The sequence below is a fragment of the Streptomyces cyaneofuscatus genome (genome assembly GCF_033109485.1).
GTDB classification, from domain to species: Bacteria; Actinomycetota; Actinomycetes; order Streptomycetales; family Streptomycetaceae; genus Streptomyces; species Streptomyces cyaneofuscatus.
The window spans coordinates 7,757,459-7,781,605 of sequence record NZ_CP137002.1 but is presented as its reverse complement, the minus strand read 5'-3'; the positions used below and the strand labels follow the sequence as shown (position 1 = coordinate 7,781,605).

20 protein-coding genes and 6 pseudogenes are annotated in these 24,147 nt (G+C 69.5%); 14 read left to right on the top strand and 12 right to left on the bottom strand.

Going from position 1 to position 24,147, the window contains the following annotated elements:
• Positions 1-63: 63 nt before the first annotated feature.
• The 7 genes and pseudogenes from R2B67_RS34460 to R2B67_RS34430 form a co-directional block, all read right to left on the bottom strand.
• Complete coding sequence (locus tag R2B67_RS34460; protein ID WP_018514968.1) at positions 64-723, bottom strand: response regulator transcription factor; 660 nt, start codon at positions 721-723, stop codon at positions 64-66.
• On the bottom strand, positions 720-2,159 hold the full coding sequence (locus R2B67_RS34455; protein ID WP_381075140.1) for a sensor histidine kinase: 1,440 nt from the start codon (positions 2,157-2,159) through the stop codon (positions 720-722). Before R2B67_RS34455 ends, R2B67_RS34460 begins: the two co-directional genes overlap by 4 nt.
• A complete protein-coding gene (locus R2B67_RS34450; protein ID WP_018514966.1) occupies positions 2,149-2,442 on the bottom strand; it encodes a hypothetical protein in 294 nt (97 codons plus the stop codon). Before R2B67_RS34450 ends, R2B67_RS34455 begins: the two co-directional genes overlap by 11 nt.
• A gap of 168 nt (positions 2,443-2,610) precedes the next feature.
• A pseudogene (locus R2B67_RS34445) lies at positions 2,611-2,715 on the bottom strand (DUF4440 domain-containing protein); the annotation flags it as partial.
• 17 nt (positions 2,716-2,732) lie between these two features.
• Positions 2,733-2,975, bottom strand: coding sequence for a nuclear transport factor 2 family protein (locus R2B67_RS34440; protein ID WP_317824410.1), 243 nt, complete (start codon positions 2,973-2,975; stop codon positions 2,733-2,735).
• Between the two features lie 392 nt (positions 2,976-3,367).
• Complete coding sequence (locus R2B67_RS34435) at positions 3,368-4,252, bottom strand: SigB/SigF/SigG family RNA polymerase sigma factor (protein WP_317824402.1); 885 nt, start codon at positions 4,250-4,252, stop codon at positions 3,368-3,370.
• Positions 4,253-4,449: 197 nt separating this feature from the next.
• Positions 4,450-5,853 (bottom strand): PP2C family protein-serine/threonine phosphatase, encoded by a 1,404-nt coding sequence (locus tag R2B67_RS34430; RefSeq protein WP_381075138.1) that lies wholly within the window; start codon positions 5,851-5,853, stop codon positions 4,450-4,452.
• Between R2B67_RS34430 and R2B67_RS34425 the strand changes: the two are divergent.
• Positions 5,809-7,110: pseudogene (locus R2B67_RS34425) on the top strand (catalase); the annotation flags it as partial. The gene R2B67_RS34430 and the pseudogene R2B67_RS34425 sit on opposite strands and share 45 nt — an antisense overlap.
• A 182-nt stretch (positions 7,111-7,292) precedes the next feature.
• Complete coding sequence (locus R2B67_RS34420) at positions 7,293-8,618, top strand: APC family permease (RefSeq protein WP_317824392.1); 1,326 nt, start codon at positions 7,293-7,295, stop codon at positions 8,616-8,618.
• A 199-nt stretch (positions 8,619-8,817) separates the two neighbouring features.
• Here R2B67_RS34420 and R2B67_RS34415 read toward each other — a convergent pair whose 3' ends face one another.
• Entirely contained in the window at positions 8,818-10,296 is a 1,479-nt protein-coding gene (locus R2B67_RS34415; RefSeq protein ID WP_317824389.1) for an aminotransferase class I/II-fold pyridoxal phosphate-dependent enzyme, read from the bottom strand.
• A 286-nt stretch (positions 10,297-10,582) separates the two neighbouring features.
• On the opposite strand from R2B67_RS34415, the gene R2B67_RS34410 reads away from it, so the two are divergent.
• Together R2B67_RS34410 and R2B67_RS34405 are read left to right on the top strand one after the other, a co-directional pair.
• Positions 10,583-11,203: a hypothetical protein gene (locus R2B67_RS34410; RefSeq protein ID WP_114928974.1), complete on the top strand. Its 621-nt coding sequence runs from the start codon at positions 10,583-10,585 to the stop codon at positions 11,201-11,203.
• Positions 11,204-11,255: 52 nt separating this feature from the next.
• On the top strand, positions 11,256-11,906 hold the full coding sequence (locus tag R2B67_RS34405; protein WP_317824382.1) for a class F sortase: 651 nt from the start codon (positions 11,256-11,258) through the stop codon (positions 11,904-11,906).
• Between the two features lie 106 nt (positions 11,907-12,012).
• On the opposite strand, the gene R2B67_RS34400 is transcribed toward R2B67_RS34405, so the two are convergent.
• On the bottom strand, positions 12,013-12,240 hold the full coding sequence (locus R2B67_RS34400; RefSeq protein ID WP_317824380.1) for a hypervirulence associated TUDOR domain-containing protein: 228 nt from the start codon (positions 12,238-12,240) through the stop codon (positions 12,013-12,015).
• 270 nt (positions 12,241-12,510) lie between these two features.
• Positions 12,511-12,746 (bottom strand): annotated as a pseudogene (locus R2B67_RS34395) (NAD(P)/FAD-dependent oxidoreductase); the annotation flags it as partial.
• 619 nt (positions 12,747-13,365) lie between these two features.
• On the opposite strand from R2B67_RS34395, the gene R2B67_RS34390 reads away from it, so the two are divergent.
• From R2B67_RS34390 to R2B67_RS36125, 4 genes and pseudogenes are all read left to right on the top strand, one after another.
• Positions 13,366-14,058 carry a hypothetical protein gene (locus R2B67_RS34390; protein WP_317824378.1) on the top strand — a complete coding sequence of 231 codons (693 nt, stop codon included), beginning with the start codon at positions 13,366-13,368 and terminating at the stop codon, positions 14,056-14,058.
• A gap of 102 nt (positions 14,059-14,160) precedes the next feature.
• A pseudogene (locus R2B67_RS34385) lies at positions 14,161-14,700 on the top strand (HARBI1 family protein); the annotation flags it as partial.
• A gap of 65 nt (positions 14,701-14,765) precedes the next feature.
• Positions 14,766-15,233 (top strand): redoxin domain-containing protein, encoded by a 468-nt coding sequence (locus R2B67_RS34380; RefSeq protein ID WP_317824376.1) that lies wholly within the window; start codon positions 14,766-14,768, stop codon positions 15,231-15,233.
• Positions 15,155-15,635 (top strand): annotated as a pseudogene (locus R2B67_RS36125) (hypothetical protein). The gene R2B67_RS34380 and the pseudogene R2B67_RS36125 overlap by 79 nt, the downstream one beginning before the upstream one ends.
• Before the next feature lie 219 nt (positions 15,636-15,854).
• On the opposite strand, the gene R2B67_RS34365 reads toward R2B67_RS36125, so the two are convergent.
• Positions 15,855-17,060 carry a PP2C family protein-serine/threonine phosphatase gene (locus R2B67_RS34365; protein ID WP_317824374.1) on the bottom strand — a complete coding sequence of 402 codons (1,206 nt, stop codon included), beginning with the start codon at positions 17,058-17,060 and terminating at the stop codon, positions 15,855-15,857.
• Complete coding sequence (locus R2B67_RS34360; RefSeq protein WP_317824372.1) at positions 17,057-18,664, bottom strand: CHASE3 domain-containing sensor histidine kinase; 1,608 nt, start codon at positions 18,662-18,664, stop codon at positions 17,057-17,059. Before R2B67_RS34360 ends, R2B67_RS34365 begins: the two co-directional genes overlap by 4 nt.
• A gap of 112 nt (positions 18,665-18,776) precedes the next feature.
• Here R2B67_RS34360 and R2B67_RS34355 point away from each other — a divergent pair, with 112 nt between their 5' ends.
• The 6 genes and pseudogenes from R2B67_RS34355 to R2B67_RS34330 all read left to right on the top strand — a co-directional run bounded on the left by R2B67_RS34355 (position 18,777) and on the right by R2B67_RS34330 (position 24,091).
• Complete coding sequence (locus R2B67_RS34355; protein ID WP_317824370.1) at positions 18,777-19,547, top strand: response regulator; 771 nt, start codon at positions 18,777-18,779, stop codon at positions 19,545-19,547.
• Between the two features lie 915 nt (positions 19,548-20,462).
• Positions 20,463-20,960 (top strand): annotated as a pseudogene (locus R2B67_RS34350) (GAF domain-containing protein); the annotation flags it as partial.
• Positions 20,961-21,079: 119 nt separating this feature from the next.
• Positions 21,080-21,727 carry a SpoIIE family protein phosphatase gene (locus tag R2B67_RS34345; RefSeq protein WP_317824368.1) on the top strand — a complete coding sequence of 216 codons (648 nt, stop codon included), beginning with the start codon at positions 21,080-21,082 and terminating at the stop codon, positions 21,725-21,727.
• Between the two features lie 275 nt (positions 21,728-22,002).
• Positions 22,003-22,995 carry a dihydroxyacetone kinase subunit DhaK gene (gene dhaK / locus R2B67_RS34340; RefSeq protein WP_317824366.1) on the top strand — a complete coding sequence of 331 codons (993 nt, stop codon included), beginning with the start codon at positions 22,003-22,005 and terminating at the stop codon, positions 22,993-22,995.
• Between the two features lie 74 nt (positions 22,996-23,069).
• On the top strand, positions 23,070-23,684 hold the full coding sequence (dhaL, locus tag R2B67_RS34335) for a dihydroxyacetone kinase subunit DhaL (protein WP_317825039.1): 615 nt from the start codon (positions 23,070-23,072) through the stop codon (positions 23,682-23,684).
• Positions 23,681-24,091, top strand: coding sequence for a PTS-dependent dihydroxyacetone kinase phosphotransferase subunit DhaM (locus R2B67_RS34330; RefSeq protein WP_109976600.1), 411 nt, complete (start codon positions 23,681-23,683; stop codon positions 24,089-24,091). The genes dhaL and R2B67_RS34330 overlap by 4 nt, the downstream gene beginning before the upstream one ends.
• The last annotated feature ends 56 nt before the right edge of the window (positions 24,092-24,147 follow it).

Genomic DNA, 24,147 nt, shown 5'->3' with positions numbered 1-24,147 from the left:
AGCCGCTCCCACCCCGCCCGCACCCTGCTTCCACCCCAGCCCCGGGCGTGCCCGGGGCCAGGCTCAGGGCAGGCGGTACCCCATGCCCCGGATCGTCTCAAGACGCTCCGCGCCCAGCTTCCGGCGCAGCGCGCGCACATAGACGTCCACGATGTTGGATCCGGGATCGAAGTCATACCCCCACACATGGGAGAGGATCTGCTCGCGCGACAGCACCTGGCCGGGGTGGCGCAGGAACATCTCCAGGAGCACGAACTCGCGCGCCGTCAGATCCACCGTCCGTTCGCCCGCGCGGGCCCGCCGCGTCCGCAGGTCCAGGGCGAGGCTCCCGCTGCGCAACATGGTGACCTCGGGCGCGCGGGCGGCGGTGCGCTGCCGCAGCCGTACCCGGGCGAGCAGCTCCTCGAAGCGGAACGGCTTGGTCATCCAGTCGTCGGCCCCGCCTTCCAGCCCGGCCACCGTGTCCCGTACGGAGTCGCGGGCGGTCAGCACGATGACCGGCAGCGTGACACGGGCCTCGCGCAGCTCCCGCAGCACGGTGAAACCGTCCCGTCCGGGCAGGCCGATGTCGAGCACCATCAGGTCGAACCCGCCGGTCAGGGCGTGGCCCAGCGCCAGGTCCCCGTCCTCGGCGACGACCGTGGTGAAGCCGTTGGCCCGCAGGCCCTTCTGGACGAACGAGGCGATGCGCTCCTCGTCCTCGGCGATCAGTATGCGGTTCATGAATCGGTCTCCAGCGTGAGTACGAAGGTGGCTCCGCCGCCCTCGGTCGGGCGTAGTTCGACGCGGCCGTGGTGGCCCTCCGCGATGGCCTTGACGATGGCGAGGCCCAGCCCCGCGCCGCTGGTGCGGGTGCCGCGCCGGGATGTCCCCCGGCGGAACCGCTCGAAGATCACCTCGGCGTCCTCCGGCGGGATCCCGGGCCCGTGGTCGGCGACGTACAGCTCGACGCGGTCCGTCCCGTCCCGGCCCGCCTCGGCCCGCGAGCCGATACGGATGCGCTGGCCGGGCACGGTGTGCTGGACGGCGTTCTGCGCGAGCTGCACCATCGCCTGCGTCATCCGCTGCGGGTCCAGGCGCACTTCGAGGTCAGCGACGCCGTCGAGCTGCCACTCCCGGTCTCCGAGGGTCCGCACCTTGACGAACACGTCGGCGGTCAGCTCGGCGAGCTGGACGGGTTCGGGGCGTACGAAGTCGGGGCGCTCGGCCCCTGCGAGCAGGAGCAGGTCCTCGACGATGCGGCTCATCCGGTCCAGCTCGTCCGTGACCAGCCGCACCGTCTCCTCCCGGTCCGCCGGGTCGTCGCCCATCAGCTCCAGGTGGCCCCGGACGATGGTGATGGGGGTGCGCAGCTCGTGCCCGGCGTCGTCGACGAAGACCCGCTGCGCGGCGAACGCCCGCTCCAGGCGGTCGAGCATCGCGTTGAACGTCTCGGCGAGGGCCGCGATGTCGTCCCGGCCCTCCACCGGGATACGCCGGGTGAGGTCCTGCTCGGTCAGTTCCGCCGCCGTCGTACGGACGATCCGGACGGGTGCGAGGATGCGTCCGGCGACGGCCCAGCCGATCCCGGTCGTCATCAGCAGCGCGACCCCGGACAGGGCGAGCAGCGTCCAGAACGTCTTGTCGGCGACGGCCCGTTCGCGCTCCGGGTGGAAGGCGACGACGAACGCGCCGGGCTGCTCGCCCGTGGACGGCTCGATGGCGACCTTGGCCCAGCGCAACTCTCCCTGCGGGCGGTCCAGGGTCCCGAAGGAGTCTGGGGAGGCATGGATCCGGGTGAGCGAGGCGTTGTCCTGCCACAGGGCGATGTCCCGCGGCAGTTCGCGGCGCTGCCGGACGACACCGGGGCGGTCGCCGGGCCGTCCGGTCAGCCCCAGCAGCTCCTCGTCGGGGTCCGCGTACTGCCGTTGCAGATAGACGCGGAGCAGCTTGTCCGCGGTGTCGAACCGGCCGCCGGTGTCCGGGTCCACCCCCTGCGGCACGAAGTTCGCGAACTCGCCGGTCTCCTGGGTGAGCAGCTGGCCGATGCGGTGGTCCACGTCCCGCTGGAGGAGCGAGCGTACGGTGATGGCGACCGCGCCCAGCGCGACGGCCATCACCACCAGCAGCCACAGCAGGATCCGTACCCGGGCGGAGATTCTGGGGAAGCTAACCGTCATCACCGAAGTCGTCGTCGTCATCGTCGTCGGCCGCCGAGGGGCCGGGGACGACGGAGCTGTCCGGTGTACGGGCCGGGGTGGAGGAGCCGCTCGGCGACGGGGCGTCGGTCGGCGAGGTGACCCCGCTCGGCGGCGGTGTGCCGCGCGGAGTCTCCTCCAGCCGGACGGTGGGAGGCACCTTCGGTGCCTCCGGGGTGTCGGTCATGGCATAGCTGGTGGCCGCTATGCCGAGGGGCACGGCGACGACGGCTGCCAGGGCCGCCAGACGAGGTGAGAAAGCCATGCGTTCACCCTGACTGTCCCGGGCGGTACGAAGATGAAGCGAAAATGAACAATCCTTCATCTTGGATGCACTTCCCGTCCATCCGGGGCTGCCGGTGGCAACTCGGCAAGGGTAGGAGACGTGCTGGTGGATCATGACCCACCCGCCGTTCCGCCGCTGGAGCACCCGGGTGCCCCGTGACCAGGACGCAGCCGTCGTGCCGTCGGCCTCCCCGGCGGTCATGCGGTTCAGGCCCCGGACGACGGCGATGTCGTCGCGGACAAATACGCGCATGTCAGGAACGTCCCAGGTCACGGTTCCCGGTGCCCCGCGATGCGCCGCATCACGCCTTCCAGATCCTTCGCCGCGGTCCTGTCGAACCAGTGATCGTGCACGGCGCGGATCTCGGCCTCGGCGCCGGGAGTGCTGAGGTCGGGGAAGGAGTGGTGCTCGTGCGCGATCACCCAGCGGCCCGCCTCCTTGCGCAGCCCGAGGGTGAGCCGCAGCCGGAGCCCGGGGTGAGCCGTGAGTTCCTCCTCCGTGCCGCATCGCACGAGGGCGTGGGCGAAGGTGACGTCCGCACCCGCGGTGACCTCCAGCTCCTCGATGTCGCGACGACCGTGTCGATACGGCCCTCGTGCACCGCTTCGGCCCAGCCCTCGATGAGCGCTCGGATCTGCTCGGCGTTGTCCCTCATGGTCCTTCAGTCCTCTCGGTCTCCGTCTGCGTGTGCGCAGGGAAGGTCCGGCATCGGGGGGTGAAGCCTCTTCCACAGGAGACGTCGAAGCTGACGGCGATCGCTCGACACGCGGCGGATCGCGGCGCGAGGATCACGCAGAGCTCTCGCCGATGCCCCTTACGGTGACGAGTGCCCTGGCATCATGTCCGCCTGGCGCCGCGGCCCGCTCCTCGCTGTCGCGTGCCGGTCAGTGCTGTCGCGTGCCGGTCAGTTCTGGGTGAGCATCTCCTTGCGGAGCTTGGTGAGCAGCCGGGCCAGCAGCCGGGAGACATGCATCTGCGAGATGCCGAGGTGTTCGCCGATCTGAGCCTGTGTCATCTCCTGGCCGAAGCGCATCGCGACGAGCTCCCGATCTCGGTCGTCCAACCGGTCCAGCAGCGGCGCCAGCGCGTGCAGGTCTTCGACCAGTTCCATGGCCGGGTCGACGTCACCCTTGATGTCTCCGTAGGTGACCGTCTCGGCGCTGTTCTGCTCGGCGCCGATGGGCAGATCCAGGGAGCCCGCGGTGTAACCGTTGGCGGCTATGAGCCCCTCGATGACCTCCTCCTCGCTCATGCTCAGGTGATCGGCGAGTTCGGCGACGCCGGGGTCACGGCCCAGGACGGAGGTGAGACTCTCCTTGGCCTTGGCCAGGGCCACGCGCAGTTCCTGCAGACGGCGCGGTACGTGGACGGCCCACGTCGAGTCGCGGAAGAACCGCTTGATCTCGCCGACGATGTAAGGGATCGCGAAGGAGGTGAACTCGACCTCGCGCGACAGCTCGAAGCGGTCGATCGCCTTGATCAGCCCGATCGTGCCGACCTGGACGATGTCCTCCATCTCTCCGCTGCCACGGTTGCGGAAGCGCTTCGCCGCGAAATGCACCAGCGACAGGTTCATCTCGATCAGCGTGTTCCGCGCGTACTGATACTCCTGCGTGCCTTCTTCCAGTACCTGCAACTGCTCGAAGAACAACGACCCCAGTGCTCGTGCGTCCTTCGGAGCGACCTTCCCGGGATCCTCGATCCGCGGAAGCGCGGTGGGAGTGGCAGTGGCGGTTGCACCGTGGTCCAAGGCGGCGGTGGGCCGAAGACGTTGGGTTGTGGTGGTCATGCGCGTCTCCCGATGACTGCTGTTCACGGACAACACGGGAGGGCACCGACAAGGAACACCTCACGGCGGCCGGATGCCGCTCCCGCGAGTGTGTGCCTGTCTGCCCAAGCACGTCGAGCCGACGTATGTCCCCGATCGACGTTCCCAAACACGGTCGCCTGTCTGCTCTGCGCGCCGGGAGCCGACAGACCCTCGGTTCATGGGGTGGGCGGGATGCGGATGGCGAGCAGGGCGACGTCGTCGTCGTTGTCGGCGGGACGTGACCGTACGAGCAACTCGTCGACGAAGTCGTCCAGCTGACGCCGACGCAGGTCGGCGGCGGCTTCCCGCAGCCGCTTGAGGCCGGCGTCCAAGGGCCGGCCGCGCGACTCGATGAGGCCGTCGGTGTAGAACAGGAGCGTCGAGCCCGGCGGCAGGTGGACCCGGGCCTCGGGCCGTGAGCGGTCGGCGGAGGCTCCGAGGAGGATCCCTCTGCCCTCGCCGAGGAAGCGCGTCCTGCCGGTGGAGTCGAGGAGCAGCGGAGCCGGGTGGCCCGCGTTGGTCCAGCGGAGGGCTCGGTGTCCGGATGGTTCGATGGTGAGCCTGGCCAGGACCAAGGTGGCCATGGAGACGTCGGTGATGTGGCCCATGGCCCGGTCCAGGCGTTCGACGGTGTGGTGCGGCGGATCGTCCTGGGCCCAGGTGTAGGCGCGGAGCATGTTGCGGAGCTGGGCCATGCCGGCGGCGGCTTCCAGGTCGTGCCCGACGACGTCGCCGATGACCAGGGCGGTGTCGCCGTTGGGGAGGGGGAAGGCGTCGTACCAGTCGCCGCCCACGTGGGAGGCGTCCGGCGAGGGGAGGTAGCGCGCGGTCATCTCCACCCCGGCCGGCCGGGGAAGCTGGGGCAGAAGGTAGCGCTGCATGGTCGCGGCGACCTGCCGTTGGCGCTGGTAGTGGCGGGCGTTCTCCAGGGCGATGCCGATGCGCCGGCCGATGTTCTCCAGCAGGTCCAGGTCGGCCTGGTTGAACGGCTCCTCACCCGCGGTACGGCCCAGCGTGATGGCTCCGAGGACCTCGCTCGGCCCCTTGACGGGTGCGAGGGCCGCCGTCTTGATGCCGGTCGCGGTGAACAGCTTCCGCTGCTCGACCGCCACCGCGCTGTCAGGTGGTACGTCGTAGGTCTCCGGGCCGGCGAGGGTGAAGGCCACACCGCGCAGGGCCTTGGACAGCGGCATGGGTGAGGATGCGGGCACGGGCGGCATGGGCCCTTGCAGGTCCTCCCGTATCTTCAGGCCGCCGGAGTGGGCGTGGACCACGAGCGACCGGTTCACCTCGTCGGTCTCCGTGATCAGGTCGATGACCGCCCAGTCGGCGATCCGTGGCAGCAGCAGGTCCACCACTCTGCGCAGTGACTCGTCCACGTCGATGTTGTAGATCAGCTGGGCCGTGGTGTCGGCGAGCAGAGCCAGACGGTCCCGCTCCGAAAGGGTTCGCGAGGACGAGGACGGGCAGGCGCCCCGGCGTCTCGCGTCGCCGTCCGCCCGGACATCCGGGTGGAGCAGCGTCTGGAGGTCCACGCGATCGAGGCCGGAGCGTTCCCGCAGTGGGAGCTGGGCATACAGACGTTCCCGGACACCCCGGAGCAGAACTTCGCGGGAATCGACCTCCTCGACCCGACGAAGATCGTGCCCGAGGAGATGGCGCCGGTCCAGCCGATCGGGCTGCTCACCCTCAACGCGAACCCGTCGAACTACTTCGCCGAGACCGAGCAGGTCGCCTTCCACCTCGGCCACCTCGTCCCCGGCATCGACGTCACCGACGACCCGCTGCTCCAGGGTCGCCTGTTCTCCTACCTCGACACCCAGCTCACCCGGCTAGGGGGTCCCAACTTCGGCCAGCTGCCGATCAACCGCACCCACGCCCCGGTGAACGACATGCTCCGCGACGGCATGCACCAGGCCGCCGTCCACCGCGGTGTCGCCCCCTACCGCCCCAACAGCCTCGACGGCGGCTGCCCCTTCCTCGCCGGCGAGGACACCGGCGCGTTCGTCGAAGTGCCCGCCGAGGTCGCCGCGAGCGTCAAGGAACGCAAGGCGCCGGCCTCCTTCGACGACCACTACAGCCAGCCGCGGCTGTTCTGGCTCAGCATGACGCCCACCGAGCGCGAGCACATCATCGCCGCCTACACCTTCGAGCTCGGCAAGTGCTACGAGCAGGCTGTCAAGGAACGGGCCCTGACCGTACTGGCCAACATCGACAGCGAACTGTGCGCCCAGGTCGCCGCGGGCCTGGGCCTTCCCGCGCCGGCGGCCGACACCCCGCTCACCGACCCGGCCCCCAGCCCCGCGCTCTCCCAGCTCGGCCAGGCATGGCCGCTGGACGGCCGGATCGTCGGCATCGTCGCCGACGCGCACGCCGACCTGGACGGCGTCAGGTCCGTACGGCAGGCAGTCCTGGACGCCAGGATGGTCCCCCTGGTCATCGCCCCGGCCGACGGCACCATCGGACCCGACGACGACCCGGTCACCGTCCAGCGCACCTTCACCACCGCGCGCTCCATCGAGTTCGACGCCCTCCTCCTCGCCGGCGCACCCGCTCCCGGAGCCGACGCCTACGGAGCCCGCGACGCCAAGGTCGACGACGGCGTTGCGGCTGCCGCCGGCATCGATCCCCGGGTCCTGCTGCTGATCGCCGAGGCGTTCCGGCACGGGAAGGCCATCGGCGCCTGGGCGGACGGCCTGGAAACCCTGGAGGCCGCCGGCCTCACCTCCGACGTACCCGGCGTGGTGACCGCCGACGGCGCGGCCACGGCCCTGGACGGCCTGACCGATCTGCTGGCCCGTCACCGGGCCTGGGAGCGGTTCACTCCGGCCGTCTGACACCGGTCCCGGCGGCCCCGGGCTCGGACTGTCCCGGGGCCGCCGGTCGTCAGCGGTGCCGCGCCGCACGTAAGCGGTCCGGCCGACGATGCGAGGCGGCGCGCCGGCGAGGAGCGAATGCCCGTACGGTCATCGGAGGGATTCACCGACTGGTGGATGGTGGGCTGGGTACCCGGCGCAACGTGAAACCACTTCGCACGACTCCCCCGGCCTCGGCCCCTCCGACCCCGCTGAAGAAGGCTCTCACCACTCCGCTGCTCTACTTCTTCATCCTGGGGGACGTCCTCGGAGCGGGGGTGTACGTCCTGGTGGGCGAGGTCGCCGCCGAGTCCGGCGGTGCCGTATGGGCTCCGCTGGTCGCGGCCCTGTGTCTGGCCCTGCTGACGGCCGCCTCCTACGCCGAGCTGGTCACCAAGTATCCGCGCGCCGGTGGCGCATCGCACTACGCGACCCTGGCTTACGGACCCTTCCTCGGGTTCTTCGCCGGCTTCTGTATGCTCGCCGCCGGTGTGGTGTCGGTGGCCGCCCTGGCCCGGGGGTTCGGCGGGGACTACCTCTCCGAGTTCATCACCCTGCCCGTCGTGCTCGTGACCGTCGTCTTCCTGGCCGTCTTGGCGCTGCTGAACGCGCGGGGCATCAGCGAGTCGACCCGGGCCAACGTCGTCGCCACGGTCATCGAGGTCGGCGGGCTGCTCCTGGTGATCGGTCTCGGCGCCTGGATCGTGCTCCGCGGGGACGGAGACCTGAAGCGCCTCACCGACCTGGGCACCTCACGCGAGGGGCCGGTGGCCGCCGTGCTCAGTGGCGCGGTGCTGGCCTACTACTCGTTCGTCGGGTTCGAGACGTCCGTCAACGTGGCCGAAGAGACGCGTGACCCCCGGCGCTCGTACCCTCGTGCGCTCTTCGGCGCACTGCTGACGGCGGGCGCGGTGTACGCGCTGGTCGGCGTAGCCGCGTCCGCCGCTGTGCCGACGGAGACGCTGTCGGAATCGAGCGGCCCGCTGCTCGAAGTGGTCCGGGCGGCCGGAGGCGTCCCTACCGAGCTGTTCGGCGCCGTCGCCCTGGTGGCCGTCGCGAACGGCGCCCTGCTGACGGGCATCATGTCCTCACGCCTGGCCTACGGCATGGCGCGGGACGGCCTCCTCCCCGGCTTCCTGGCGAAAGTCCTTCCCGTCCGCCGCACCCCATGGGCCGCCATCGCCACGACCACCGCGCTCTCGCTGCTCCTCGCACTGACCGGCGATGTGTCGACGCTGGCCTCCACGCTGGTCCTGCTGCTTCTGGTGGTCTTCTTCCTGGTCAACACCTCGCTCCTCCTCCTGCGCCGCGACCCCACGTCCCAAGACCACTTCCGGGCACCGACGATCGTCCCTGTGCTCGGCGCCCTTTCCTGCGTGCTTCTCGCCACCCAGATCGAACGGGACGTCTGGCTGCGGGGATCGATCGTTCTCGCCGTCGGCGCGGGCCTGGCCACCATCGCGTCGGTCAGGTCACGCCGGGCTTCCTGACCGGCCCGTACATGCAGGCCCCACCGCGGGCGGAGTAAGCGCGGCGTGCACGTGGCCGGCGACATCTGCGGAAAGGCACGCCCGGGTCGAGGCACTCGGAGGACGACATTTCTGAGCGTTCCGAGATTCGTCCTTCGGCTCGGTCTGTCCGCGATCGGCGGAGGATACGTGCCCCTGGCGCCCGGGCGTGAAGGCTCCTTCAGTCGGCACCGACATCGTGCAGGGACACACGAATGGTGGCCAAAGTGGGGTCGGCCGCATCGGGAACAAGCATTCCTGCGTCCACACCGGTCCTGAGGTACTCCACCACGGCCCGGTCAAGAACTTCGCCGGGAAGGACGGCGGGGATGCCGGGCGGGTAAGGCGTGAGCATTTCGGCGCAGATCCGGCCGACCGCCTGTCCTGCGGGCACCTGCTCGACGTCACCGAAGAAGGCGTCGCGTGGCAGCGTCGCCTGCCGTAGACGGAGTTCACCCGGGTCCGGAACGTGGATGTCCGGAGCGGGAGGAAGCTCGTCGGCGTGCGCAACGAGATCACGCAGACCATCAAGGAGGCGTGCCGTGGTCGTGTCATCGTCGGCATGAGTGAGCTGGGCGTTGATACGCCGGTGATCGGACGTGTGCAGGTTGATCCGATGGTTCCGTCGAAGCCAGTCGGCCGCGTCGTAGCCGCTGAGCTTGAGTCCGCTCAGATCGATGAAGACCTGCAGCGGGTCCATGTCGAAGGCCCTCCCAGGCGCGCAGAAGTCTGCGCGGTCATTGACGTGCAGGCCCTCCATGTTCTCGATCTCCGCACGCACGCTGCGGGCCCTGGAAAGAGCGTCGTCCAGAAGCCCACGGCCGTGTTCCACCATCTGACGGCGCCATCCGTCCAGAGCCGCGTAGATGAGGACCGAGGGGCTGGTCGTGTCCAGCAGGTCGGCTCGGGAGGCGAGCGTGCTCGCGGAGATCAGGTCTCCCTGCAGGTGGAAGACCGACCCCTGCTCAAGACCTGAACCCATTTTGTGGACTGATGTCACGCACACGTCCGCCCCGGCGTCCATGGCCCACGTCGGCAAGTCGGGGTGAAAAGGCAGATGCGCACCCCAGGCTTCGTCCACGATCAGCGGCACGCCCCGCTCATGGCACAGCGTCGCCATGGCCTGCAGGTCGGCGCAGGTGCCGTAGGGGGTCGGACTGGTGATCAAGGCCCCCTGCGCGTCCGGATGTTCCGCGAACGCCGACCTGAGTGCCTCAGGAGTGGGCGGGTGTGCCAGGTGCAGGTCAGGATCCCATCGAGGCTCCACCCATACCGGTCGGATGCCCGCGAGAATCAGGCCCGAGACAACGGATTTATGCGCGTCTCGACTGACCAGCAGCTTCTCGTGCGGTCCGGCGGCAGCGAGCATGGCGGCCTTCACGGACAGTGAGCTGCCGCAGGTGGAGAAGAACGTGTGCTCGGCACCGACCGCGTCGGCCATCAGCTCCTGTGCCTGCCTCAGGATCCGCTGTGACGAGGTGCGGTCGTCCAGGCCGGACACGGCCAGCATGTCCGCGTCGAAGACCGGATCTCCCAAGACCGCTCGAACTCTGGGGTCGGCTCCGCGGCCCTGCTTGTGGCCAGGCGGTGTGAAAGGCAGGAGATTTCGCGCGTGGTACGCCTTCAGAGCGTCAAGTACAGGAACTTGCGAGTGGTCCATGAACGGCAGCTTCCCATTGAAGGAGCGGGGAAACGACGAAGGAGGGCGCGGGAGAGGGAAAGCGCCTGCACCCGGGCGCGCATCCCCGGGGTCGTCGGCCGCGTCAACGCTGCCGCCTCCCATCCTCGACCCGGTCCGGAAGTCCGGATGCCACTCGTCCGCTATCTGCCGATCAGGGCACTTCTGGAATATCCCCGTGTCTTATCTGACTTTTACGACGATTCATGACATCCCTTAGGCGATCAGGTGATCAGTACGACAATCATCTCGGCTTGAAGGAGCCTTCATGCGCATCCCCAGTTCCGTCCGATCCCGCAATGTCCGCACGGGCGCCAAGGTGGCCCTCGCAGTCGCAGTAGCCGGTGCCACCCTGGCCGGGGCTCCCGCCGCCTATGCCGTCCCCGGCGACAGCGGTGACATCGACATCCGCTCGGTCAGCTGGCACTCGAGCGGTGACCGCGAAGGGGTCGAGGTCTGCAAGTTCGTACTGGCGGCGAGCAACTTCGAGTCGTTCCCCTCGGTCCCCTGGACGATCACCGAGCAGCCCCCGACCGTGCCGCCGGGCACCACCCTGCTGGACACCCTTCCGCTCATCAACGGCAGTGCGCGCAGTGAGACGTACCGGCTCCCGGAGGGCACGTACCAGCTGGTGTGGGTCGTCCCGGCAGGCCCGAAGCAGAAGAGCTTCAAGGTCGAGTGCCCCGACCGCGGTCACGGCGGCGGCAAGCCTCACAAGCCGCCCATCGGCGCGGTCCCCGCGGGCGGCGGCGGCGTCCCGGACATGGAGCCCATCAGCTCCGAGAGCGACTCGAACGCCGGAACCGCCGCCGCCGCGCTGGTCGCCGGCGCCGCAGGAGCCGCGGGGCTGATCATGATGCGCCGTCGCCGTGCCCGTGGCGAGGCGTAACGTCCACTGCCGACGGCGACGACGAGGACCGACACGCGCGTGCCGTCTCACCATGACGCTGTGCGTGACGTTCTCTCTGGTGGCCGGCATCGTCTGGGTGTCCTCGGACTCCTCCGAGGACACCCAGACGGTCACCGCCGCCCGCGGCAGCGACGCCGCGGGCGGCGCGCCCGAGCCGTTCCGGCGGGCACCGCACACACCGGAGAAGCACGTGCCCGCCTCGCACGCCCCCCTGGTGCCCTCCCGCCCGCTCAAGGTCGCCATTCCCGCCATCTTCATCGAGGCGCCGGTCACCGGACTCGGCCTCGACACGAAAGGCCGGCTGGAAGCACCGCCGTTGAGCAAGCCCAAGCTGACGGGCTGGTACGAGAAGGGGCCGTCGCCCGGTGAGGACGGCACAGCCCTGCTCGTGGGCCACCGCGACACCAGGACCGGCCCCGCCATCTTCCTCAACCTCAACGCACTGCGCCGGGGCGACAAGGTCAACGTGGTGCGCGCAGACCGCAAAACCGCAGTGTTCACCGTGGACGCGGTGAAGACGTACACAAAGGAGAAGTTCCCCGACGACAAGGTGTACGGGGAGACCGGGCGGCCCGAACTCCGCCTGCTGACCTGCGGCGGGCGGTTCGACGAGAAGGCGGGCTACTCGGCGAACGTGGTGGTCTTCGCCCATCTCACGTCACTGAAGAAGGCAGCGGCCTGAACGCCGCCCGGATTCGGCCGGTACCTCGGGGGCGAGGTGCCGGCCCCCTCCCCTTTCACAACCGGGAGTCAGGGAGCGGTGGACCGGAAGTCCTGCCGGCGGCCATTCAGGAGTGACGGCCCTTCTTGCGGAGGGCGCTGGGCTTGTGGACGGCGGAGCGGCCGGACTTGTCGCTCTCCACCTCATACTGCGGTTCATCGGGGGAAGCGTCGACGGTGCGGCCGGCCGCCTCGGTGCGATCGGTGATCTTCTTCTTCACCTTGCCGGTCACTTCCTGGCCATGGCTCTTCCACGACACTTCATCACCCTTGCCGAGTTTGCCCTGTCGAGGCATGGCGATTCCTTTCCCTACGGACGGTTCACACGCACTCCAGGCTCGCCCCAGCAGCCCGGCTGCGCATCCGCTGGGAAAGCCCATCCGCGGGAAAAGCCGAAAGTCATCGCCTGCTGAGCCGAACCGACGGCCCCGGAGCAGAACGGGCCGGTTTCGCGCGGACAAGGCGCCTGTGGGGCCCGTCGGCCCTCAGCCTCGTTTCAGGTGGTGCGGGGCCGCCCTTCCGCGCATGCGTCCGCCTTCACGGTGTGGGGCATGGGTATAGGCCCACGCCGATGCGGCGGCCGCGCTGATCCAGGGACTGGGCCCGTTGAGCGCCCAGTCCACCTTGAACGTGGCGGAGTCCCACTGGAACCGCCGCATGTCGTCCAACAGCCGGCCGGGCGAGAATGGCCTCCCCGGCGGCCCTGCAACCGCCGTACCAGCGCGTTGGTGAGCGCCCCGGCGCCGTCGACCGGAACGGGAAAGCCGAGCGACTGCCCCAGCATGGACATCAGCCAGCTGAACAGGTCGTTGACGTATTCCGGGTGGACCGCGCGGTCGCCCCCACCAGCCCGTTCGGTCCGCTGCCGATCACCACTGCGTCGACCATGGGCGTCATCCTCTGTGCGGGAAGCGGGCTGTTCTCAGCATCGGTCGGCTCGGGCGCCGTCGCGCGCGTCGGCGGCCGCAGGCGCGGGCGTGACGCACCGCGAGCGGTGACCGCGCTGTGCGGGAGCCGTCTCCACCGGAGGGGTACCTGCTGGGATGCCTCGGAGGTGTTCCACATGATGCGTCTGCAGGATCATGGGGCGCGAGGACCGCCGAGGACCTCCGAGATCAATAATCCGCCGTACCTGCTTTCACCAGGGAAAACGCAGGCCGACAAGCCCTCCGCCACACCGACGAGGAGACAGACGTGAAAATGCTCATCAATGAGCCCTTCTCGGTAACGTCTCGTGACGTTTCGTGATTTTCGGCCAGGTGGTGCGGCCGTGCTCCGTCTGGAGCAGGACGAGGGCGGCCTTGTTGAACGTCTGCTGTTTGGGGGCGAGTTGGCTGCCTTGCGGCGCGAGTCGACTCTTCCGCTTCGAGATGAGTACGTGTACTCATGGCGGTGCCAGCGCGCGACTCTAAGTTGACGTCATGTCCCGAATAGCACACACCGCAACCGCCCTCGCTCTGGGCGCGTTCGCCCTCACCGCCTGCTCCAGCACTCCCTCGGCCGCAACCATTGAGACGGACAAGGTCGTCTCCGTACCCGAGGGCGGGGACGCCGGCGATCCGCAGCTTGACTTCATGAAGCTGTCCCTCGAGATCATCGACGGCTGCCCGCCGCTGGACGGCACCAAGACCGGCAAGCCCCTCGGCCCCAGCGACATTCCCACCGTCGCCCAAGACCCCTCCGTCAAGCCCGCCGGCAAGCCCGGCGACCGCCTTCCCCTGCCTGCCGATCCGCCCCCCACCGATGAACCCGTACCGGCCGTGCCCGACGGGAACCTCCTGGATCCGGTTCCGCTCACCAAGCCCGAGGTTTGCTACGCGGACAAGTTCGCCGCGCACATCACCACGGCCCTCAAGGGCACGGGCGAGAGCGCCGCCGAAGTGCGAGCCGCACTCAAGCGGGCCGGATACTTCGACGAGCAGATCGTGGATATGAAGCCCGAAAGCGGGTCCCCCCGCGTGCGGATCGACCTGCGCGAATGGGACACCCGCGTCGCCCTCCAGGTCGTGCACGTCGGCACCAGCGGCACCGTCGTGGAAAAGTTCGGCGCACAGCCCACAGCGCCTCTCAAGGACGTCCGGTACATCCCGGAGCCAACCGAACCCCGGAGCTGAGCCCCCGTGAACGAACTGATCGTCGGAGACGGATCGGAATCGGCGAAGTGACGTGCACAGCCAGGACCTAGATCATGTTCAGGACACCAACAGGCTCCACACGAGCGCGCGGCCGCAGCCGGCTCCACCCACCTCAACCTGCACGGCACCGTCATCCGCACCGACCGCGTCGCCGCCCCAGGACCGAACGGGGCCGACCTCTGGTGATCCGGAAAGCACAAGCACCACGGCGGGAACGTACAGGTCGTCCCCGCCCCCGACGGTTGGCCGTTGTGGGTCTCTCCGGTCCGCCCTGGCCCGTGAGCACGACACCACCTGCGCCCGCACCCACGGCCTGAACGCCACCCTCGATCGACTCTCGACCACCTTGGGCGTGCCCACCCTGACGGACCTGGGCCATGAAGACGCCGGGGGGGCTTCCGTCACCCGGTCAAGAAGCCGCACGGCGGCCAGCTCTCCACCGAGCAGCAGACGTTCAACAAGGTGATCCGTGGCACCCACGGTGCCTCCGAGCGGGCCAACGCCCTGCTCAAGGTCACCTTCAAGGCCCTGCGCCGGGTCAGCCTCGACCCCGGCCGCATCACCCGGATCGCCCGAGCCGCCCTCGTCCTGCTCCAGCTGGAGCACGGCCGCACCACTTAACCCAAGATCACGAACCGTCACGAGACGTTACCGAGAAGGGCTCACTGCCGGACTACACCTCCGGCGTGCAGAAGAAGATCGAGGACAACGAAACGGCCCGGCAGCAGTTGTCCGGGCTCTACGACGACTCCAACAAGGAACTCTCCCGCTGCCAGGACGGCGCCGACGAACTCCGCTCCTGCGGGAAGGCCCCGGCGCTGGAGGGCATCGACTCCTGGTTCAACACCCCCGGCGACCAACCCGTCGACCTCAAGAGCCTGCGCGGCAAGGTCACCCTGATCGACTTCTGGACCTACTCCTGCATCAACTGCCAGCGCGCCGTGCCCCATCTGCGCGACTGGGAGCGCGCCTACAAGGACGCCGGACTGCGCATCATCGGGGTGCACTCCCCCGAGTTCGCCTTCGAGAAGAAGCGCTCCAACGTCATCTCCGGTGCCGAGAAGCTCGGCGTGACCTGGCCCGTCGCGCTCGACAACAAGCTCACCACCTGGGACAACTACCGCAACGGCTTCTGGCCCGCCAAGTACACCTGACCGCCGACCGCACACCCGAGACCTACCTCAGCAACCTGCGTATCCGCGGCTACGTCGGAACCCCCCTCACGGGCGGCAAGCCCGCCGTGTACCGCTTCCCCAACGAACCGCTGCCGGTGAACAGGCTCTCCCTGGCCGGCACCTGGACAGCGGGGTACGAGCACTTCACCGCCGGAGCCGAGGCCCGCCTCGCCTTCACTTACCGGGCCAAGAACGCGAACCTCGTCCTCGCCGGCACCGGGGGGGGTCACCGTCCTGGTGGACGGGAAGGTGACAAAGACGATCAGCGTGTCCCGCTCGCCCACCCTGCACCGACTCACCGACGATGAGGACCCACGCACCGCGCGCCTCGAAATCCGTTTCGACCAGGGCCTTGAGGCGTACGCCTTCACCTTCGGATAGATCAAGGGCCGCGCCGGCCGATGCCTGGCAGCAGCCGGTGCGACGCAGCCAGCCCCGTGATCGCACAGCGTCTTCGGGCTCTCAACGTGCGTCCACGTCGGGCTGGATGGCGCCCCGCGACTCGGTCGCCCTTTCTCCAGCTCGGGGTGTGCCGGGCTCCTACGGCACAGCAATCGTGTTCAGGCGACCAACTGCCTTGCGCGCAGGGCGAGGTCTCCGTCAGGGCTGGGAGGGCACGTCGCCCCAGTCGAGACGGAGGACGGCCAGGTCGTCGGAATGGCGTCCGGCGTTCAGCCGGTGGGTCTCCTGGATGAGCCAGTCGACGTGGACGGCCGGGTCGGCCGGGGGGAGGTTTTCGATCAGTGTGAGGAGTCCTTCGACGCCGAGGCGGTCGTTGTCCGCGCCGCTGTGGCCTTCGGTGAGGCCGTCGGTGTAGAGGGTCAGGGCTCCGGCGGCGGGGAGGGGGACGGTGGTGGAGGGCCAGGAGCGAAGTCCGGGGACGATCCCGAGCGCCACGCCGTGCGCCGCCGTCACTTCGTGGGTGCCCTCCGCTGTGGTCAACAGGGGCTCGTGGTGGCCGGCGAGGTGGAGGGTGACGGTGCCGGCGCGCTGGTCCAGGGTGAGAAGGGTGCAGGTGGCGAACAGGGAGTGGCTGCCTCGCTCGGCGATCAGGATGCGTTCCATCAGGTGGAGCAGGGCCTCGCCACGGTGTCCGCCGAGGACGAGGGAGCGCCAGGCGATGCGCAGGAAGACGCCGAGGGCGGCGGCGTCGGGGCCGTGGCCGCTGACGTCGCCGACGACGGCGTGGAGGAGGCCGTCGTCGCCTTCGACGACGTCGAGGAAGTCTCCGCCGAGCAGGGCCAGTGCGGCGCCGGGTAGGTAGCGGGAGGTGACCCGGACGGTGGACGTGTCGAGGATGGGCTGCGGAAGGAGGCCACGTTCCAGTCGGGCGTTCTCCTCCGCGCGCTGTCGGGCTGCCTGGGCCTCGGCGTTCGCGCGTTCGGTCCGGCTGCGGTAGACGGCGTAGCGCACGGTTCGGTGCAGGAGATCTGGCTCGACCTTGCCCTTGACGAGGTAATCCTGGGCACCGGCGGCCATCGCCTCGGTGCCCGCCTGGGCCTCCGAGAGCCCGGTCAGGACGATGACAGCGGTGTGCGGTGCCAGCGTCCGTACGGCGGTGAGGGCGTCAATGCCCGATACGTCCGGCAGATGCAGGTCAAGGAGAACGCAGTCGGCCCGATTTGAGGCCAGTTCGGTACGAGCTTCGGCCAGGCTGGTGCGGGTCGTCAACTCGAAGGTCAGACCCGTGTCGTGGAGGAGTTCCTCGACGAGCACGGCATCGCCCAGGTCGTCCTCGATCAGGAGGATGCGGTACAGGGGCAGAGCCGAGGGCGCGCCCGGAACCTGTTCCCCAGCGGTGGTCATCGTGCCTGCTCCGCCTCTGGCCGCGTGGCTTCCGGCGCGGCCGACGGGCCGGGGATCTGCGGTGGTTCGGGTGCCAGGGTGAAGACGATGCGAGCACCGTCGCGGTAGTCCGGATCGATGGTGATGGTGCCGCCGTGGAATTCGACGATCTTCTTGCACATGGCCAGACCTATGCCGCTGCCGCTGTAGGTGTCCTTGGTGTGCAGCCGCTGGAAGATGACGAAGATCTTCTCGGCGTACTCCGGCGGGATCCCGATGCCGTTGTCGGTCACGGTGAATCGCCACAGCCCGGCCTCCGGGGCCGCCGTGATGTGGATCTTCGGAGCTGTCTCGGGACGGCGGAACTTGACGGCGTTGCCGATCAGATTCTGCCAGAGCATGGCCATCTGGCTGGGATCGGCGACCAGGTCGGGCAGGGGATCGTGCGTGATCGTCGCCCCGGTCTCCTCGACGACCACGCTCAGTGCCGACAGAGTCTCCTCGAGCGTCTTGTTCAGGTCGATGCTCTGTTGGGCGTTGTGGACCCGGCCCACGCGGGAGAAGTTGAGCAGGTCGCTGATGAGAGTCTGCATACGGTTCGCCCCGTCGACCGCGAAGTCGATGTACTGGTCGGCTCGCTCGTCGAGCTGGCCGCCGTAGCGGCGCTGCAGGAGCTGGGTGAAGCTGGACACCTTGCGCAACGGTTCCTGCAGATCGTGGGAGGCCACGTACGCGAACTGCTCCAGCTCGGCGTTGGAGCGCTGCAGATCCGCAGCCTGCGCGTCCAGCCGCAGCCGCGCCTCCTCAGCGAAGGCCAGCTCCCGTACCAGGCGCCGGCGCATGGACTCGATCTCACCGCTCAGGCGCCGCAGGTCGGCCGGGCCGGTCGGGGTGATGGGATGGTCAAAGTCGCCTGCGGAGATGATGCGGGCGTCGGCACCCAGCTGGTCCAAGGGCCGGTTGATGCCGCGGCGCAGCCCTTCGAAGATGAGGGCGGCGAGGACGACGATGAGCAGCGCGATGGTGCCGAACACCCAGTTCCGCAAGGTCACCGTGGACTGCAGATCCGCCCGGGCCTGGACACGGTCCGCGCGCAGCCTCTCCTGCTGGTTCGCCAGAGCTGTGCGGACTTCGTCAAAGGCCGCTTTGCCGTTGGCCAGCCGCTCCGCTGCCAGCGGTGAGGGTGATCCGGGCGGAGCGGCGGCAACGGGCTCGGCGATCCCCCTCTGCCACGCGTCCACGGCGTCCTGGACCGACTTCAAGTCGTTCGTCCGGGCCGGATCGCCATGGAGCAGCTCTCCGAGCGACCGGGTGTACGTTCTCTGATCAGCGATTCCCTGGCGGTAGGGGGCCAGGAACTCCGCCGTACCGGTCAGGCCGTAGCCGCGGATCCCGGTCTCCTGATTGACCAGGGCCGTCTCCAGGCGGAACGCGGTCGAGAGGGAAGGCGACCGTACGTCGGTGAGGTTGTTGCTGATCGCCTGGCTGCGTCCCATCACCCAGGCGCCCGTCGCTCCCAGCAGGGTCAGCACGACCAGCGACGCGGCCACTCCCACGCGGAGCCAGCGCCGGGTCGTCCAGGAGGACAGTCTTCGTCCACGCGCTTGCTGTACGTCGCCGGTCATCCTGAGCGCTCCTCGCTGGGGAAGCCGCTCGGTGGAGTGCGGCCAGCACACTCTAAACCCATCCGACAACGCATGTTGTCGCCGCAGTGCTCGGGGGCCTACAGTGCCGGGTATGCCAGGCAAGGACTTCGTACTGCGGACCACTCCTGAGGAGACTGCCGCGATCGCGGACGCGAGGATCGGCGATCTCGCGCATCGTCTTGCCCGCCAGCTGCAGCAGAGCACGGCACCTCCCGCGTCCGGTGATGCGGCGTACCCGCTGACACTGCTCCACGTGCTGGACCAGTTGCAGCAGGCCACGGAACGCCTTCAGCGGCAGGCGGCCACGGACGCCGCCCGCGCGGGTGCCGGCTACCCACAGATCGGCGCCGCCTGCGACATGACCCGCCAAGGCGCCCGGCGCCGCTGGCCGGGACTCTTCCACCACTCGAACGAAAAGCCCACGGAGCACCCGACGATGACCACTCCCGCCCGCCCCTTCGACGTCCTGCTCGTCGAGGACGACATCGCCGACGCCATGCTCATCGAAGAAGCACTCTCCGAGCGCGGAGCCCGCAACCTGGTCCAGGTCACCGACGGAGTTGCCGCTCTGGAGCACCTCCGTACCCCCGGCACGGTCCGGCCCGACCTCATCGTCCTCGACCTCAACATGCCCCGCATGAACGGCCACGATCTTTTGAAGATCCTGAAGACCGACGAGAAACTGCAGGCCATCCCGGTCGTCGTCCTCACCACGTCCACCGCCCCGGACGACGTCACCGGCGCCTACACCAGCCACGCCAACGCCTACGTGACCAAGCCCGTCAACCTGGACGCCTTCGAGCAAGCCGTCCAGAGCATCGACGCGTTCTACCTCGACACCGCCACCCGGCCGCACCCGTAAGCCCGCCGGCTGCCGCGAAGTGCGGAAGACGGCATCGCGGCGTGACGTCGTTGCACGGCGAGCAGAACGAGATCGTCCAACGCCTCGGCCCGTGAGCCTGGGCTGTCGGTCATGGGCTGATCGAAGTCAGTCACCATGTCCGCATGCCGGCACGAGCCTCTTAGGGCCTCTGAAGCCGCAGGCGCGGCTCTCCGGTGTGCGGGCACGAGCCGGTCGCACCGGTTGCAGGGATGGACATGCGGCGCAGGAGATCACGTGTCGCGCGCAGGTTCAGGGTGCTGCGCCATTTCACGCGCGGGTGACGGGAGCGCAGATGCGACAGGGCGCGGGTTCCCAGCCCGGTGCTACGGAAGCGCTCTTCCAGAGTTACGCCGGTGATGACACCTTGTTCGCAATGATCACAGAGCCGGTAGCGGACTTGGCCGACGACCTTGCGGATATGGACCAGGAGGAGGCATTCCTCGTCCGGATGGGGGCCGCCGGGGACGCGGGAGGACAGGAACTCGATCGATCGGTAGACGAGGAGCCGACGCCGCAAGCGGACCAGGGGTCGGCCACGGCGAGAGTGCCGGGGACCTTCCTGGCTGTTCGCCATTTCCTGAGTTGGAGACATCGGGCCGAACAGAGTGCTCGTAGGACGCGCATGTTGTCCGTGCATGCGAGCCCGTCTACCCCGAGACGCGTCACAAATGTCCCTTCTTGCCGTGGATCCCGGTGCGGCGCCCGGGGACACAGCGTTCGGGTATCGGTCACGATGGCCGATCCCCGAATGTGGCCAGCCACGTGGTGCGGGCGGCATCGCCGTGAGGGTGTCGTGCTGGGCTACTGTTGCCGCGCCTCAAATGTCTTGACGCCTGGGTGCGATTGCAGGAGTGCGTGATGGCGGGATCTGGCAGAGACGTTCCGCTGTCGCTGCTGAGCGATGAGGGCCGGGTCGGTGCGCTGCGGGAAACGGGGCTGAGCGCGGCGTCAGACGCAGGCATGGAGCGGTTCGCTCGGCTCGCCGCTGAGCTGGTGGGCGTGCCGGTGGCGCTGGTGTCGTTGGTGGAGCCGGCACGGCAGGTGTTTCCGGGCATGGTGGGGCTGAACGATCCGTGGGCGGAGAGCCGGCAGACGCCGTTGACGCACTCGCTGTGCCAACATGTGGTCGCCGAAGAGAAGCCCCTGGTGCTGACCGATGCCCGTGAGGACGCTCGCACCTGTGCGTCCTTGGCCATTCCGAATTTGGGTGTGGTCGGCTACGCGGGGATGCCCCTGACCGACGGTGACGGGCACGTCCTGGGGTCGTTGTGCGCGATCGACACCGAACCCCGGCAGTGGAGCGAGCGGGAACTGGCGCTGCTGGAGGACCTGGCCGCCGCGTGCAGTGCCGAGCTGCGGCTGCGGATCGTCTCGCGCCAGCGTCAGCACGCCTTCGGCGAAGCCGAGACGAGCGCCCGCCGCTACCAGAGCGCGCTGGACCGCTCGCAGCTGTTGCTGAGCGCGGCCGACGCCCTGGCCGACACCACGGGTCTGGGCGAGGTCCGCCGACGGTGCGGGATCTGGTCACCAGCGACCTGAAGCCCGTCTACGTCGGCCTCGTCCTGGTCGACAACGCCCGCAAGGGCCGGTTGCGGCGGCTGATCGACGAGACCGGCAGCGCGCCTATGGAGAGCGCCCACGAGACCTACGACCTGGATTCCGGGTGGCCCACCGCGCGGGCGGCGAAGGAGAACCGCACCATCGTCGTCACCGACGAGGCGGAGCTGCGCCGGGACTACGCCCCCGAGGCGGTCGCGGCGTTCCACAGCCTCGGATTGTCCAGCGCGGTGTGCGTGCCGCTGCCCGGCACGGTGATCCCGCTGGGCACCCTGGTGCTGGGCTGGGACGAGGCCCACGAGGTCGACATCGTGGAGCAGGCCCTGCTGGCGGTCTCGATCGGGGACATCACCGGCCACGACCTGCGGGCCGCGACCCTGATGGGACAGGTCCGCAGCATGCTCCGCCAGGCCGACCTCGACCACCCCGGCGCCGGCCCCGCCCGCGCCCTCGCCGCGTTCGAGCACGCCAACACCCGCCTGGACATCGGAGCCAGCGGCACCCTCATCCACGCCCACCTGCGCCCCTGCCCCGCACCCCAGGAATCGAGCTGGGAGCTGACCTGGACCAACGCCGGCCACCCCCCGCCCCTGACGCTTTGAGCCCTGGATCTTCGCGAGCCGCCTTTGCGGTGGCATCGCACACGCCACGTTGGCATCATCACGTTGAAGCGCCCAGAAGCCATCCCTCAAGATCAAAAGCACCGCGCCAACAAACTGACGACTGGTCAGGAAACTCAGCGAGCAGGCAGCATCAGTACCGCCACAACGCGCGGCAAGCCGCCACGGACCGCCAAGATCCACAACTGGCCACACCCTTGCTGACCTGGAAAAACGCAGGTCACGAAGCCCTCTGCTACGCTCACCAGGAGATTGGCATGAAAATGCTCATCAACGTCCCCGAGACCGTCGTCGCCGACGCCCTGCGGGGCATGGCCGCCGCGCACCCGGAGCTGACCGTCGACGTGGAGAACCGGGTCGTCGTACGGCGGGACGCGCCGGTGGCCGGGAAGGTGGCGCTCGTCTCGGGGGGCGGGTCGGGGCACGAGCCGTTGCATGCCGGGTTCGTCGGGCCCGGGATGCTGTCGGCCGCCTGTCCCGGGGAGGTGTTCACCTCGCCCGTGCCGGACCAGATGGTGCGGGCGGCAGCGGCGGTGGACAGCGGGGCGGGGGTGCTCTTCGTCGTCAAGAACTACACCGGTGACGTACTGAACTTCGAGATGGCCGCCGAGCTCGCCGAGGACGAGGGCATCCAGGTCACCCAGGTCGTGGTGGACGACGACGTGGCGGTGAGCGACAGCACCTTCACGGCCGGGCGGCGCGGTACGGGGGCAACGCTCTTCGTCGAGAAGATCGCCGGGGCGGCCGCGGACGAGGGCGCGCCCCTGGAGCGGGTGGCCTCGGTGGCCCGGCAGGTGAACGGGTCCTCGCGGAGCTTCGGGGTGGCGCTCAGCGCGGTCACCACTCCGGCGAAGGGCAGCCCCACCTTCGATCTGCCCTCCGGTGAGCTGGAGTTGGGCATCGGGATCCACGGTGAGCCGGGGCGGGAGCGGCGGCCGATGATGACCTCGGGCGAGATCGCCGATTTCGCGGTGGACGCGGTGCTGGAGGACCTCCGGCCGGACGGCCCCGTGCTGGCGCTGGTCAACGGGATGGGGGCGACGCCCCTGCTGGAGCTGTACGGGTTCAACGCCGAGGTCCAGCGGGTGCTCACCGAACGGGGTGTGCCGGTGGCTCGTACGCTCGTGGGGAACTACGTGACCTCGCTCGACATGGCAGGCTGCTCGGTGACGCTGTGCCAGGTCGACGAGGAGCTGCTGCGGCTGTGGGACGCGCCCGTGGCAACGCCCGCGCTCCGCTGGGGCCGGTGAGCCCCGCGCCGGACCCGGCCGTGCTCGTCACCCGTACCGACCGTGCCGGACAGGCCCGGGGAACAGGAGATCATGTGCTCGACGCCGACTTCTTCCGCCGCTGGATGGCGGCCACCGCGACCGCCGTGGACCGTGAGGCGGACCGACTGACCGAACTGGACTCGGCGATCGGCGACGCCGACCACGGCAGCAACCTCCAGCGCGGCTTCACGGCGGTGGCGGCCGTCCTGGAGAAGGACGCGCCCGCGACTCCGGGTGCGGTGCTGACCCTGGCGGGGCGGCAGCTGATCTCGACCGTCGGCGGGGCGTCCGGACCGTTGTACGGGACGCTGCTGCGCCGTACGGGCAAGGCGCTCGGCGAGGACGCCGAGGTGACGCGGGACCAGCTCGCCCAGGCGTTCGCCGCGGGTGTGGCGGCGGTGGGGCAGCTCGGCGGGGCGCAGGCCGGGGACAAGACGATGCTGGACGCGCTGCTGCCGGCGGCGGAGGCCCTGGCCTCGTCGTTCCAGGGGGCTGCGGACGCGGCCCGCGCGGGCGCCGAGGCCACGGTGCCGTTGCAGGCGCGCAAGGGGCGGGCGAGCTATCTCGGCGAGCGCAGCATCGGCCACCAGGACCCGGGGGCGACGTCGGCGGCCCTGCTGGTCGAGGCGTTGGCGGAGACCGCGCGGGACGGGGGTGCGGAGGCATGAGCGGCGCACCGCAGGTGGGCATCGTGCTCGTCTCGCACAGCGGTCCGGTCGCGGAATCGGTCGCCGAGCTGGCCCGGGGCCTTGCCGCCGGCGGCGTGACGGCCCCCGTCGCGGCGGCGGGCGGGCTGCCGAACGGCGGGCTCGGCACCAGCGCCGAGCTGATCGGCCGGGCCGCCGCCTCGGTGGACCGGGGCGCCGGGGTCGCGGTTCTCGTGGATCTCGGGAGCGCCGTCCTCACGGTGAAGGCGATGCTCGCCGAGGGCGACGAGCTGCCGGAGAACACGCGGCTGGTCGACGCGCCGTTCGTGGAGGGCGCGGTCGCCGCCGTGGTGACCGCGTCGTCGGGCGGGGACATCGGCGCGGTGGAGGCGGCGGCCTCGGAGGCGTACGGCTACCGCAAGACGTAGTCGTACGACGGGTGGGGGCGGGGTCCGCCATGCGGCTCCGCCCCCTTCCGCCTGTG

Coding starts and splice junctions, on each gene's coding strand:
- R2B67_RS34460 (WP_018514968.1), bottom strand. CDS start 723: ATGAACCGCATACTGATCGCCGAGGACGAGGAGCGCATCGCCTCGTTC.
- R2B67_RS34455 (WP_381075140.1), bottom strand. CDS start 2,159: ATGACGGTTAGCTTCCCCAGAATCTCCGCCCGGGTACGGATCCTGCTG.
- R2B67_RS34450 (WP_018514966.1), bottom strand. CDS start 2,442: ATGGCTTTCTCACCTCGTCTGGCGGCCCTGGCAGCCGTCGTCGCCGTG.
- R2B67_RS34435 (WP_317824402.1), bottom strand. CDS start 4,252: ATGACCACCACAACCCAACGTCTTCGGCCCACCGCCGCCTTGGACCAC.
- R2B67_RS34415 (WP_317824389.1), bottom strand. CDS start 10,296: ATGGACCACTCGCAAGTTCCTGTACTTGACGCTCTGAAGGCGTACCAC.
- R2B67_RS34410 (WP_114928974.1), top strand. CDS start 10,583: ATGCGCATCCCCAGTTCCGTCCGATCCCGCAATGTCCGCACGGGCGCC.
- R2B67_RS34405 (WP_317824382.1), top strand. CDS start 11,256: ATGACGCTGTGCGTGACGTTCTCTCTGGTGGCCGGCATCGTCTGGGTG.
- R2B67_RS34400 (WP_317824380.1), bottom strand. CDS start 12,240: ATGCCTCGACAGGGCAAACTCGGCAAGGGTGATGAAGTGTCGTGGAAG.
- R2B67_RS34390 (WP_317824378.1), top strand. CDS start 13,366: ATGTCCCGAATAGCACACACCGCAACCGCCCTCGCTCTGGGCGCGTTC.
- R2B67_RS34365 (WP_317824374.1), bottom strand. CDS start 17,060: ATGACCACCGCTGGGGAACAGGTTCCGGGCGCGCCCTCGGCTCTGCCC.
- R2B67_RS34360 (WP_317824372.1), bottom strand. CDS start 18,664: ATGACCGGCGACGTACAGCAAGCGCGTGGACGAAGACTGTCCTCCTGG.
- R2B67_RS34355 (WP_317824370.1), top strand. CDS start 18,777: ATGCCAGGCAAGGACTTCGTACTGCGGACCACTCCTGAGGAGACTGCC.
- dhaK (WP_317824366.1), top strand. CDS start 22,003: ATGAAAATGCTCATCAACGTCCCCGAGACCGTCGTCGCCGACGCCCTG.
- R2B67_RS34330 (WP_109976600.1), top strand. CDS start 23,681: ATGAGCGGCGCACCGCAGGTGGGCATCGTGCTCGTCTCGCACAGCGGT.